This window comes from Acinetobacter sp. YH12023, from assembly GCF_013420135.1.
Classification (GTDB): Bacteria; Pseudomonadota; Gammaproteobacteria; order Pseudomonadales; family Moraxellaceae; genus Acinetobacter; species Acinetobacter amyesii.
The window spans coordinates 53,699-66,230 of record NZ_VOYU01000006.1; the positions used below are offsets into that span (position 1 = coordinate 53,699).

Below are 12,532 nucleotides of genomic sequence, written 5' to 3' on the forward strand. Positions count from 1 at the left end.
CCAGAAATGGATTTCTCTCTGTCATTTGCGTTATACAATATACGGTTCTGAATGCTCGTTTTTCTCCGGATTTGATTTATGTCTCAAACAATCACGCTTTATGTTGATGGTGCATGTAAAGGCAACCCTGGCTTAGGGGGTTGGGGGGCCTATATCATCCGTGAAACTGGAGAAGAAAAACTCTGCGGCGGCGAAGCTGAAACCACCAATAACCGTATGGAATTGACTGCTGCAATTGAAGGCATTCAACACTGTCCGTCCGATGCAAAACTGATTATTTGGACAGACTCCAACTATGTCAAACAAGGCATTACCGAGTGGATACATGGTTGGAAAAAGAAAAACTGGAAAGATGTTAAAAATCCTGATCTGTGGAAATTACTGGATGCAACTTGTCAGGGTCGGGAAATTGAATGGAACTGGATTAAAGGGCATGCAGGCCATCCAGGAAATGAAATGGCCGATCAATTGGCCAATCTAGGCGCAGAAAAAACCCTCGAACAGATCAAACTAGCGGCATCAACTACAGCTGAAGCACCTAAAAAAAAAGCTGAACCTGACTGGCTATTAAATGATCCGTTTGGACTTGAATTTGCTGATAGCGAGGATGTAGCAGAAGAAATCTCAGCCGAGTCAGCTATTGACGCAGAGCAGATTGATGACATTACGATAGAACAACAAGCAACTGACACTGCTTCAACGTTGAATGAAGCTGCCCCTATCCAGTCTAAGCAAGCTGCTGAAATCCATCCAATGATTGTCATTACACCAGCAACTGTCGATGTATCTGGCCCACGACAATTAATTTTGGATACGGAAACCACAGGTTTCTATTTCCAAGATGGCGACCGTATTATTGAAGTCGGTGCAGTGGAAATGATTAACCGCAAACTGACCGGTAGCTCAATTCATATTTATATCAACCCGCAAAAACCTGTCGGTGAATCTGAAAATATTCACGGAATCAGTGATGACTTTCTAAAAGACAAACCACTGTATGCTGAAATTGCTGATGTCTTATTTGACTATCTAAAAGGCGCAGAAATCATTGCGCATAACGCAACCTTCGATATGAACTTCCTTGATATGGAGTTCAAACGTGCTGGTTTTGTGGCCTTATCTGAAGTTTGCAAAGTTACCGATACCTTGGCTATGGCCAAAGCCAAGCATCCAGGCCAGAAAAACTCACTCGATGCATTAGTGCGTCGTTACGAAATTCCACAACGTGACCGTACTTTCCATGGTGCCTTACTCGATGCGGAAATCCTGTCTGACGTATACCTAGCAATGACGGGCGGTCAGGTTTCCTTTGATATCGATGCACTGACCCACTCGCAAAATGAAGATGGTTCGCAAACCCGCGCCGCTGTTGAAATAGAATTACCTGTGATTTTACCTTCAGCAGATGAACTTGAAGCCCATGAGACATGGGTCAAACAATTTGAAGAAAAACATGGTACACCTTGCCTTTTTGCGAAATAAAATCTAAATTTCGTGTTACTTTTTGTATATAAACAATTCTTACATACGCTATAGTAAAACCATAAACATGGACCGCCTTAAGGGGCGGTTAATAAACAAGATAAAACATCTAGGAAAGGTGCAGATACATGTCTTACCAAACCTCTATCCATTTTGATCCAACGGCTTTGCTGATAATAAAAAATGAGGTTGATAACTCAATCAAGTTAGTCGAATCAGCAGTCAGCACCTTAGTTGAAGATCAAACTTTACCTTTCGGGATTGATGATGCACTGATTCAATTTGAACAATGTGCTCAAGTACTAGCTTTAGTTGATATGCCAAGTTTGGCAAAAATCGCTCAATATTCAGCAGAGTTAATGCGCAAGATCATGGGGAATCCTGCGCAAATTAACACTCAAGATGTCATCGCACTGAGCGAAGGCACGACCATGCTGAAACGCTACATCGAATTTATCTGCCTACGTGAAGTTAAAATTCCACAATTCCTGCTGGACAGTCTTAATCGTCTAGAACTATCTTTAGGTAAACCTCTAACGTCGGAAGGCCAACACATTGAGTCCCTACTCGATTGTATTACTCCTGACTTTGACCTACCTCAAGCTCCTGCACTTGAAAAATCAAAATACGTTCACCGTCTGTATAAGTTGGCGTTGAATAAATTGATTAAACAAGAAGAAACTGAGCTGGATCTGCAAGCGATTAAATTGGTCGGTGCGTATTTAGCAGGTCTTTCAGACAAACATCCAAGCAAACAATACTGGAACTTAGTTTTTGTTGCGTTTAATCAAATTGATCAAATCTTAATTACTGATGCTCGCTTACGTACCTTGGTAAGCATTGAACGCAATATGGCTCAATATTTTGCAGGAACTGAGCGCTTTAAAGCATCCATTTCTGATTTAGCCAATGTCTTAAGTCTAAACATTAGCCAAGAAGATGACATTTCTCATCATATTCGTGGCAAATTAAATATCGGTGAAGACCTTCTTACCGACACCCAATTACAAGTTTTCAGTCGTCATTTATATGGTCCTGACTTCGACACCATGCATACCATTGGTGAATTGGTTACGACTGAAATGACGCAAATTCGTAATGATATTGAATTTAACTATCAAAATATGACGCCTGAAAAAACCCAAGAACTTCAAGCGAAATTGAACGAATTGGCAAATATTTTCAAAGTTTTGAACTTAAATGAAGCGTATAACGACCTGTCGCGTCAAGCTGCGTCATTAGGTAATGCTGAGATTTTACAAGATGAAAGCTTTGCCCAGCAGTTGATGAACAATATCTTGTCTGCCATGAACTCGATCGGTGTGCTTGAGCGTCATCACACTTCTAGCCGCTTACAACTTCGTGTGAATAATATGAATATTTCACTCGACCGTTTAGATGAAGCACACGCTGCTCTGTTAAATGAGACCAAGGTTTTAATTGATGCTGCTAGCCAATCTTTGGTTCAGTATTTACAAAACCAAGATCTGACACAACTTGAAGCGACTGCAACTCAATTCCGTGAAATTGGTGGTGCAATGTTGTTCCTCAATGCAGATGCGGCTCAAAATGCACTGAACTCAACAGCTCAATTCATTTTGAAACGAGTTGAATCTTCAACAGCGATTGAAGCAAACGAAGTGAATCAAGCATTAGATTCATTGGCAAGCGCAGATATGTTGATTGACAATTTAAAGAACAAACAACCTGTTTTACAGGGCATGTTTAAGGTAGCATTGGACAGTAGCGAAAAACTGAAATCAGCAGCAGCCTAATGTCTAAATTATCACTTGCGTATATCTTCAAACAACAGCAATTGCTGGTCGATGAAAACTTTCAACTTCCCGAAGTTGAACAACTCGCAAGTGATTTAAATATTGGCACGGGTGATCAAGTGATTGCCCGTGATCTACTTGAAAATGAGCCAATTCCTGAAGGCTTACAGCTCATCCCTATTCGTCAGCTTTTACAACTTTGGAATGTTCAGCAATTTGAACAAGCCAGCCGTGCTATTCAACTCTTAGAATGGCGCCGTAATCATAAATTTTGTAGCCACTGCGGTACTGCAACTCAAGTCCATGCCACAGAATATGCCATGGTTTGTCCCGCTTGCGGTTATCACCAATACCCTCGTGTCAATCCTTGTGTCATTACCGTCATTACCCGTGGTGAAGATGAAATTTTATTGGCAAAAAATGCAAAAAATGTCCGTGCCATGTATGGACTGATCGCAGGTTTTGTTGAAGTCGGTGAAACTCTAGAAGAAGCAGTTCGTCGTGAAACTGAAGAAGAAGTTGGGCTGAAGGTCAAAAATATTCAATATTTGGCAAGCCAACCTTGGCCTTTCCCAAGTAATTTAATGATCGCCTTTAAAGCAGAATATGCTTCAGGTGAGCTTCAATTACAAGAAGAAGAAATAAGTGATGCGGCTTTCTTTAAATTTGATGCATTACCTGAAATTCCGTTCAAAGGAAGTATCGCCCATTCGATGATTATGCATGTCATCCATGGGTCTGCTGTTGCAGATGACACCGAAGCATGGTTATAAGTAGCTATTTTTAGTAAATAAATCATGCAATAAAAAAACCGCCATACTTGGCGGTTTTTTATTCTCAATCATTTAACCACAGACATTAAGGTGGACTAATTTCATCGAGTACACGCATGATTTCAGCTTTGGTTTTAAAGAAGCGACTAAATAAACTCGAAACTGAACCAATCATCGTGATGTGCCCAACGCGTGGAATTTGAATCAACTGACTGTGGTTGCCTGAGGCTTTTAATCGACGATCAAAATCTTCACTATTGCTATGGCCAACGATATTGTCTTTATCCGCAGTGAATAGATAATGCTTCACTTGATTGTGCTCAACAAAATAATACGGCATCACTTGTTGATACGGTACATTTTGATCAAAGGCATCTGCACAAATCGGATCACCTTTATAATCAAAATGATATGGCCCTGCCAATCCCACAATTGCACGAATATTCTCTTTCACTTGTAGCTGATAAGGCGTCGGATGATACAGTGCAGACATGACATTAAATGCCCCTGCCGAATGTCCCATTAACACCACATTTTCCACTTCAATCTGCAACTTATGCTGAGACTGCGTCAAATAGTTTAATGCAAGGCTAAGATCATCAATTGAAGCCGGAAAAATATATTCAGGTGCGAGATGGTAATTAATGACAGCAACATCGAAGCCTTCTTTGGCAAAAGCTTCACCAATGAATCCATAGTCCTTTTTGTCACCATGCATCCACGCTCCACCATGTACAAACACGATGAGTGGACGTTGCTGACGAGGTGCTGACGTGCGATACAAATCTAGGCGATGTCGCGCTTTAAGACCATAAGGGATATTGTTTTGAACATGATATCCTTGTTTGGGTGTCAGTCGATTTAAGGCATAACTGCCAAAATCATATAACCGAAAATCTCGGTATAAGGATTTAGCCAACTCCAGTTTTTGCTGGAGTTGCAGAGACCATTGATTCATATATTACAACATCAATTCCAACAAGTTATTGAGCATTTGGATCGACAGCATCCGGATCTATCGCAACAGGCGTTTGTACTTCAGGTTGCACATTGCCTACAGCAGGTGTGGTGTAACTTGAGTTAATTGAACGTGCCTGTGGATTTGGGTTCTGATCAATATTATCGATTAAAGTGACAATTCGCGTTACATTACCCACTTGTTGCAAGATTTGATTTAAGTCTGTGATTTCCGCACTGTTTAAACGGCCCATCACATAAAGAACAGCATCTTCAGTATGAATGTGTACTTTGCTGTCAGATACCACAGGCGCTTTCATAATCAAACCACGGGTATTCGCAGTAACCGCAGTATCTTGCATGATGGTGCTATAGCTGATCTGATTACCCACTGTAATATAGTTATGTACAGTTTTGACATCACTCATTGAACGGACATTTTCTTCTGCCAATTCTTTTAAATGATTATCTGGCACTTGCCCAGTCAATAAGACATTGCCATGAAAACTTTCAATATTGACACGTGACTGTTTAAACCGAGTATCTAGTTTATATAAATTAATTTTTGCTGTTCGAACAATGGAAGAGTCAATAAAAACTTGTCCCAATGAGCGTGCGCCGCTTTCAGTTCCTACAGGTGCTGATCCTGTTCCATTCGAAATAAAACTCGCACAGCCAGATAAACTTGCGACACAAAGCATCGTTATTGCAATACGCTTAACCACTCAGCACGACTCCTCAAATTTCCACACGTATTTTTCTATGCGTTTACACAGTTTGTTTTATCAGAGATTAATCAACTCTTGATCAAAAGTAAAAGCATTTTCAATCCATTGCTGATGATACGGGTATTTAGAAAAGTCTTGCTGTAGTGTTTTTGCAAAGTGCTGATAAAAATCAAAACAAATTGCATCAAAGCGACAATAATAATTTTGAAAATGTGACTGTTCATTTAAAAAATGCAACGCAGTCTTCATCATCTTACGTTGTTTGTGAATAGAAATACTTTCAACGGCTTGGGCATAGCGGGTATTCGAACGGGCTTTAACTTCAATAAACACCAATTCTTGACCACGTGCAACGATCAAATCAATTTCACCATAACGACTATGATAATTCTGTTGCACCTGTACATAGCCTTGCTGCTTAACCAAACGCAGCGCTTGCCGTTCTGCCCACTGCCCCAGATTCATCTGTCCCAAATTCATCTGCTCTAAGTTTAGCTGCATCGTTTCATCCCTAAAGTGAGATCGCCACGATGCCTTTTTTACTTCGCTCATAGCAGTGAGGAACACGCTGAATATTATTTTGACTAATTTTGATTAGCCCTGTTCGCCCCTGAAACTCAATGCTTTTTAATTTCGGTTCTTGCAAATATTGTTTTGCGATATGCCATGTGTCTCCGCCAAAAGCTAAAAGACGTTGATATGGCATATCTACTGGATTTTCCTCATAAGCTCGGATCAGGTCAGGCCAACGTGCATCATGTAAGGCAGGTGCATCACAAAATTTCAGTCCTATAGGAATGGGCTTTGTGGCTTCAATCGCATTGGCGACGCTATATAGTTTTGCTTTAGGTAGTTTTTTTTGACTGTTTAACCATTCATTATTGCCTAACAACAGCACCCCTTGATTTTTGTCCAGCTTCGTTGGGAGTTGTTCAACCACTTGAATCGGCACTGAACTTTGGCTGATTAAGGACATGAGCAATAATTCATGTTCTGCCTCAGTTGCAGGCTGACGTAACACTATCACTTGCGCTAATTTGTCTTTTTCGAAGACTTTTTGGAGTGCTAGGGCATCATCCCGTTTCGATAAACTGTACTGCCAGACGTTTGGAATTTGGCTTGTCGTTTCATTTAAAGCCAACACGCGGACTTTAGGCTTTGCTTTTACAAGTGCTTCAACATCTTGACGTGCTAAAGGGCCAATCACCAATTGAGTTTTTTTATTTACCTGTTGCTTCAATATCGCAGCAATTTGCTTTTGATTTGAATCCACAAACTTAATGGGTACTTTGTAGTCTGACGATTGATATGCGCTATTGAAACCTTGCTTAATACTGGATGCGGCTCGCGCCATAGGGCCAGATTCAGGTAGAATGACCAAGACGTCTGCCTGTGCAGCTGTAAACAGACTGCTTAAAAGGCAAAGACCCAAAATTTTGTTCTTATTATCCAACATGGAGAAACCTATGAGTGCTCAGTTATTTGTTGTTGCAACTCCAATCGGGCACTTAGATGATATTAGTTATCGTGCAATTGAGGTATTGAAGTCGGTTAAAATTATTGCCGCCGAGGATACACGAACTTCCGCACAATTACTTAAACATTTTAGTATCAATACGCCTTTAACTGCATGCCACGACCATAACGAAAGCAACAAAATTGACCAGCTGATTGAACGCCTAGAAAAGGGTGAAAATATGGCGTTGATTAGTGATGCAGGCACACCATTGATCAGTGACCCCGGCTTTAAACTGGTTCGTGCTGCACAAGAAAAAAATATTCGTGTCATTCCTGTGCCGGGTGCCTGTGCTGCCATTGCAGCTCTCAGTGCTGTCGGCCTACCCAGTGACCGTTTTAGTTTCGAAGGCTTTTTACCTTCTAAACAGTCACAACGTCTTTTAGCACTCGAAAAACTGAAAGACGAAACTCAAACCATGATTATTTATGAAGCGCCGCACCGTATTGTGGATTGCCTAAAAGATATGTCGAATGTCTTTGGTGCCGATCGTCCTGTAGGCTTTGCACGTGAAATTACCAAAACATTTGAAACCATTAAAAAAATGTCTTTGGGTGAGTTGGTTCATTTTGTCGAATCTGATCACAATCAGCAAAAAGGCGAAATCGTTTTGGTAATTGGTGGTGCGACCGAAGAAAAAGACCTAGAGCAAGAAAAGTTAGACAAATTGCTGACGCGTTTACTTCAAGATTTGTCCGTTAAAGCTGCCTCTCAGTTGGCTGCAGATTTAACTGGGATTAAAAAGAAAGTGGCCTATCAACGTGCTTTAGAATTAACCCAAGCGAACGATTAAGCTTAATTTTTTTTATTTTTAATTTGAACCGCTTATGGGACCTACGGGTTCCATAAGCTATCCCATACAATAATTTAAATAGAATGAAAAAAGTTGCTTATAACATGTCCATAAATCTGTCTGTCAAAAAAACGCTGATGTTCATTCTCTTTAATCTGGTTTGGCTCACCGCCCTTGCACATATTATTTATACTGGCATTCAACCCTATCCGCACTATATTAGTGGCGAGCAAATGACGGCCGATCATAGCGTGATTGCGATGGTCTGTGGATATTGTTCCCTCTATTTTGTAGTCGGTAATTTACTGAAACTGAGCCAATTTTGGGATAGGCATCGCTATTGGGCTTATGTCGTTTTGAGTGCGGTATTACTTTTTCAATCTTTTGTCGCTGCTGTGGCGGCCATGCATGCACCACCGTATATTGGTGCATTTATTATTAATTGTATGTTTTTGCTTTTACTGCATTTTGTGTTCTATCCTATTTTCGCGATCAGTCGTAAATATATGAAGCCAAAGACGGCTTGAAGCGACTTCACATCTTATTAACGACTTAACTTCTTGAGCAAACATGCTACAGAGTTAAAAAATGAATGACGTTCATCATCGCACAAGCGAATGAAGCAAAAAAAAACACCACATGACGTGGTGTTTTTTCATTTTAATCTTTTGCCGATTCGTCTGGAGGGACTTCGGTAATACGACCACCACGCGCTAAGAACGCAGCAACTTCATCTTCAAGCGCCTGACGTTGTTTTAGTTTTGCAGTCACTGTTAATGTTTCAGCTTCAGAGGTGTCACCATCAGAGGCAGAATCAGCTGCGTCACCTGCACCTTTTTCAGCTGCTTGTGCTTCATCTTCATCAACTACTGAATCTTCTGGATCATCATAATCGTTCATATCAGTCATTGTGTTCTCCCCGCGAATGACTTCTGTTTGCCAGTGAATGTCTGGTTTTAAATTAACAGAAATTTAGCAATCTCTGAGCATTTCGACTAGTACCCACAACCAAAAAATCGTATCTTTTTTAATCAAAATCGTAACCTTGTTTATACGACTGTCTAAAAAATATCAGACTTTGACCTAAGCTGCGTAGATTGTATCTTTTAAAATACTCAGACCATTGGCTTGAGCCATAAACGCATCTTTTAGAACAGTCTGATTTTCCACTTGTTTTAAACCAAAGTTTCTCGCCCACACCACAGGAGAAAAAGTGGTAGTTTCTAACCAACCAATTGCGGACATACTATGCATCATGGCATCGTTTTGCCCTTTACGACGGTGTTCATAGCGTTTCAAACTTTGTTCATGTGCCCACACACCTCGTTTTTTATCGGTTAAAAGCACATCACAAAGCACTGCTGCATCTAAACAGCCAATATTCACGCCTTGTCCTGCAAGTGGATGAATCACATGGGCAGCATCTCCAATCAGCGCTAGACCATCATGAACATATTGCTGTGCAGCTCGTGCCTTCAATGGAAATTTAGCACGTGGGGTTGCTTCTAAGACTTCGCCGAGCATGTGATGGCTTTCTCGAGTGAGCAACGCAGTAAATTCAACATCGGATAAAGCCACATATTCATCGGCATAATCATCTGGTAAGGTCCACACAATCGATTGCCAATAACCGCTTTCTTCTTTTTTCAGACTCGCCATCGGCAAAAATGCTAAAGGGCCAGTTTCTAAGAAAATTTGACGTGCTAAATGCTGATGCGGTTGGGCGGTTTTAATTGCACAGCTCACACCGGCTTGCTTATAGTCCAATACATCTAGATCGATGAAAGCTTGCTCACGGACAAATGAGTTTGCACCATCTGCACCAATCACCAGTTTTGTTTTGAGCTGGGTACCATCTGCGAGGTGAATGATCCACACACCAACGCCGCGCTCAACGCGACTGACCTTAACTTGGGTTCGATAGTCTTCGAGTTGTTCTAGCATTTTTTCTTGAATGGCTAAATTCAATACGCTTGGTTCAACCATTGAACCTAAAGCTTGCTCAACTGATGGTGTTTGCTCTGCAACATGACCAAAATTGATTTCTCCATAGCCATTTTTATTCCACACCTGCATGCCTGTATACGGCTGCTGACGGGCAAGCTTTTCCCAAACGCCCACAGTCTTGAGTAAATGAATAGTGGCTTGACTAAGTGCCAAAACCCGAGGATTCGCAATACTTTTGGTTTTTTCTGCATCCAAAATAGGTGCCGCATCCAATACCGTAGCCTGCACACCGCCTTGCGCCAACAGCAATGCCGTTAAGCCACCGACCAAGCCGCCGCCGACAATCACGGCATCCAGTACATTTGTTTGATTTAAACTCATGCTTTTAGCCCCATTGCATAATTCGCGACCAAAGGCTTAATCCCCGGAATGGTGTCAAAGGCAACTAATCCAGTATTGCGAATCAATTTTAAAAATGGGTTCTGGTTGCTAAAACCACGTACAACTGAATCACAGAATTTAATCACCCGCTGCTGATCGGTCAGGCGCGATTTTTCATAATCCAGCAGCATAGCTGCATCACCCAAATCGGCATTTTTTTCAACTTGCTCTGTTAAATAACGACGCAGTACATAGGCATCGCGCATACATAAGTTAAAGCCCTGACCTGCCACTGGATGAATGGTATGGGCAGCATTTCCCATGAGCACTACACGACCTACAGCTTGTTTCTCTGCAAGTACTTGCGACAATGGGAAGCTGAAACGTTTACCAGTTTTTTGGAATTTACCTGCACGGTCGCCATAGGTTTCTTGTAAAGCATCTAAGAAGTGCTGATCATTTTCATCACCCATCCACTCGCCTTCAGTTCCTTTAGGAACAGGCCAAACCACTGAGCGACGGTATTCACCTGGAAGTGGCAGCAGCGCTAGCGGACCAAGCGAACTAAAACGCTCGAAACCAACATGACCATGCGGTTTAGAGGTTTGTACTGTAGTGACAATCGCCACTTGGTTATAATCATGCACCGATGCGCCAATACCTAAGGCTTTACGGCAGAATGAATCACGGCCATCGGCGGCAATCACAATTTTAGATTGTAGTTTGAGCTGTTCTTCAGCACGCTTTGCTTCAATATAGGCATGGTCTGCATCTTGCGTCAGTGAAGTCACTTGCACACCATCAATTAATTCTATCAGCGGTTCTTTTTTGACTTCTGCGAGCAACACACGACCTAACCATGCATTTTCAATCACCTGCCCAAAGCTTTCGACTTTTTCTTGTTCTGCTTTGAGTCTTGCCTTACCAAAACTACCTTGCTCTGTAATATTCACTTCTAAAATAGGTGTGGCGTGTTCCTGCAAAGCATCCCAGAGGCCTAGTTCTTGATAAATTTGCACCGTACGGCGTGACAAGGCGCTGTTTCGTGCATCAAAACTCGAGTGATAAGGCTCAAGGTTTGCATCATCATAATTGGGGTATTTAATGGCTTCTAAAAGTTTTACGCCAATTTTGTCTTTGGCCAACATGAGTGCCAGACTTAAACCGACCATACCACCACCAACTATGATGACTTCTTGCTGCATGCTTGTTTCCTTTTTTATCAAGTATTCGAATTTAGGACATTCACTCGAAATACATATAATCTGTAATGAATTTTATCTTACATCAAGGGCATGATTTTTTATAATGAAATACAAATTAGTTGCAGGTATTTGCACTGATTAAATACAAAATTAATCATCCCTTACCGTAAATATTGATCTTTAAAAAAGAGAAAATCACAATAAAAATGGCTGAGTCCATCAGTATGAGCCATCATTTGCGTAAATCAGCGTCATTTGAACATGTCATGTTTTGATGCATTCAAAAGGACGATATCAAGCTAACTACCTGATGATCAGCCTTTAGCCATTGTTCAATTAGTTGAATAAGTGATTGCAGCTGCAAAACCCAATTATGTTAAACCATTCGGTTTAATGAGCTTTTCATTACACAACATTTTCTGGATATATTCCGCAGCAGAATATCCAGAATATGTAATTTTTGTTGTGTTATTGGCGCCTTATCCTAAAGTTGATGCACGTACCAAGCTTTAATTTGAGTTAGGTACAGAGCAACTCTAAAGCGATGTCGAGCACTATTATTCAAACAGGTTTTAGCGCCAACTTTACCTTGGCATGGTGTGAAAATACTATGGCGCAAACCTTAGAAAATACGCTGCAAACCAATAATTGAGAAAGATTTACCCACCAAGCTGAGTTGTAGATTCATACCGATGTGATTGAGACAGCGAAAAACAAACAAACAAACATTAGTGAATGGCTGTAATTATGAGTATATGCCCCCGAGTGTATTGGTCAAATATGCTATAGATCTGATTTCACATGCTGAACCGGCAACCGGACATTTGGCCGTATATGAAAACCGGAAGAGTTTTTAAAATTAGCGACAGAATTTTTACAAAAGTCTTAATCGCAAAGTGAAGCTAAAAAGCCGATCAATAGATCGGCTTTTTTTATATTTATTTAATATTTTCCATGATTTGGTCAAAATATTGC

General features: G+C 41.0%; 12 protein-coding genes. 5 read left to right on the plus strand and 7 right to left on the minus strand.

The window, feature by feature from the left end:
* Nucleotides 1-78: 78 nt before the first annotated feature.
* The 3 genes from dnaQ to nudC all read left to right on the plus strand — a co-directional run bounded on the left by dnaQ (nt 79) and on the right by nudC (nt 4,030).
* A complete protein-coding gene (gene dnaQ / locus FTT92_RS08235; protein ID WP_180171845.1) occupies nt 79-1,482 on the plus strand; it encodes a DNA polymerase III subunit epsilon in 1,404 nt (467 codons plus the stop codon).
* 128 nt (nt 1,483-1,610) lie between these two features.
* Entirely contained in the window at nt 1,611-3,257 is a 1,647-nt protein-coding gene (locus FTT92_RS08240; protein ID WP_078192930.1) for a chemotaxis protein, read from the plus strand.
* Nucleotides 3,257-4,030 (plus strand): NAD(+) diphosphatase, encoded by a 774-nt coding sequence (nudC, locus tag FTT92_RS08245; RefSeq protein WP_180011997.1) that lies wholly within the window; start codon nt 3,257-3,259, stop codon nt 4,028-4,030. Before FTT92_RS08240 ends, nudC begins: the two co-directional genes overlap by 1 nt.
* 85 nt (nt 4,031-4,115) lie before the next feature.
* Here nudC and FTT92_RS08250 read toward each other — a convergent pair whose 3' ends face one another.
* The 4 genes from FTT92_RS08250 to FTT92_RS08265 are packed head-to-tail and all read right to left on the minus strand — an operon-like array spanning nt 4,116 to nt 7,171.
* Complete coding sequence (locus tag FTT92_RS08250; RefSeq protein WP_180171846.1) at nt 4,116-4,988, minus strand: alpha/beta hydrolase; 873 nt, start codon at nt 4,986-4,988, stop codon at nt 4,116-4,118.
* A gap of 25 nt (nt 4,989-5,013) precedes the next feature.
* A complete protein-coding gene (locus FTT92_RS08255) occupies nt 5,014-5,712 on the minus strand; it encodes a BON domain-containing protein (RefSeq protein ID WP_078192932.1) in 699 nt (232 codons plus the stop codon).
* A gap of 60 nt (nt 5,713-5,772) precedes the next feature.
* Entirely contained in the window at nt 5,773-6,180 is a 408-nt protein-coding gene (locus tag FTT92_RS08260; protein ID WP_180171901.1) for a YraN family protein, read from the minus strand.
* Nucleotides 6,181-6,226: 46 nt separating this feature from the next.
* Nucleotides 6,227-7,171 (minus strand): penicillin-binding protein activator, encoded by a 945-nt coding sequence (locus FTT92_RS08265; RefSeq protein ID WP_180171847.1) that lies wholly within the window; start codon nt 7,169-7,171, stop codon nt 6,227-6,229.
* A gap of 10 nt (nt 7,172-7,181) precedes the next feature.
* Here FTT92_RS08265 and rsmI point away from each other — a divergent pair, with 10 nt between their 5' ends.
* Entirely contained in the window at nt 7,182-8,024 is an 843-nt protein-coding gene (rsmI, locus tag FTT92_RS08270) for a 16S rRNA (cytidine(1402)-2'-O)-methyltransferase (RefSeq protein ID WP_078189168.1), read from the plus strand.
* Between the two features lie 104 nt (nt 8,025-8,128).
* The gene (locus tag FTT92_RS08275) at nt 8,129-8,551 is read left to right on the plus strand and encodes a hypothetical protein (protein ID WP_257231642.1); all 423 of its coding nucleotides are present in this window, start codon (nt 8,129-8,131) and stop codon (nt 8,549-8,551) included.
* A gap of 133 nt (nt 8,552-8,684) precedes the next feature.
* On the opposite strand, the gene FTT92_RS08280 is transcribed toward FTT92_RS08275, so the two are convergent.
* The 3 genes from FTT92_RS08280 to ubiH all read right to left on the minus strand — a co-directional run bounded on the left by FTT92_RS08280 (nt 8,685) and on the right by ubiH (nt 11,557).
* Complete coding sequence (locus FTT92_RS08280) at nt 8,685-8,933, minus strand: hypothetical protein (protein WP_078189169.1); 249 nt, start codon at nt 8,931-8,933, stop codon at nt 8,685-8,687.
* 174 nt (nt 8,934-9,107) lie between these two features.
* Nucleotides 9,108-10,352, minus strand: coding sequence for an FAD-dependent monooxygenase (locus tag FTT92_RS08285; protein ID WP_180171848.1), 1,245 nt, complete (start codon nt 10,350-10,352; stop codon nt 9,108-9,110).
* Nucleotides 10,349-11,557, minus strand: coding sequence for a 2-octaprenyl-6-methoxyphenyl hydroxylase (gene ubiH / locus FTT92_RS08290; RefSeq protein ID WP_180171849.1), 1,209 nt, complete (start codon nt 11,555-11,557; stop codon nt 10,349-10,351). Before ubiH ends, FTT92_RS08285 begins: the two co-directional genes overlap by 4 nt.
* Nucleotides 11,558-12,532: the final 975 nt, after the last annotated feature.

Coding starts and splice junctions, on each gene's coding strand:
- FTT92_RS08275 (WP_257231642.1), top strand. CDS start 8,129: ATGTCCATAAATCTGTCTGTCAAAAAAACGCTGATGTTCATTCTCTTT.
- FTT92_RS08250 (WP_180171846.1), bottom strand. CDS start 4,988: ATGAATCAATGGTCTCTGCAACTCCAGCAAAAACTGGAGTTGGCTAAA.
- FTT92_RS08240 (WP_078192930.1), top strand. CDS start 1,611: ATGTCTTACCAAACCTCTATCCATTTTGATCCAACGGCTTTGCTGATA.
- rsmI (WP_078189168.1), top strand. CDS start 7,182: ATGAGTGCTCAGTTATTTGTTGTTGCAACTCCAATCGGGCACTTAGAT.
- FTT92_RS08285 (WP_180171848.1), bottom strand. CDS start 10,352: ATGAGTTTAAATCAAACAAATGTACTGGATGCCGTGATTGTCGGCGGC.
- FTT92_RS08280 (WP_078189169.1), bottom strand. CDS start 8,933: ATGACTGATATGAACGATTATGATGATCCAGAAGATTCAGTAGTTGAT.
- ubiH (WP_180171849.1), bottom strand. CDS start 11,557: ATGCAGCAAGAAGTCATCATAGTTGGTGGTGGTATGGTCGGTTTAAGT.
- FTT92_RS08260 (WP_180171901.1), bottom strand. CDS start 6,180: ATGAATCTGGGGCAGTGGGCAGAACGGCAAGCGCTGCGTTTGGTTAAG.
- nudC (WP_180011997.1), top strand. CDS start 3,257: ATGTCTAAATTATCACTTGCGTATATCTTCAAACAACAGCAATTGCTG.
- dnaQ (WP_180171845.1), top strand. CDS start 79: ATGTCTCAAACAATCACGCTTTATGTTGATGGTGCATGTAAAGGCAAC.
- FTT92_RS08265 (WP_180171847.1), bottom strand. CDS start 7,171: ATGTTGGATAATAAGAACAAAATTTTGGGTCTTTGCCTTTTAAGCAGT.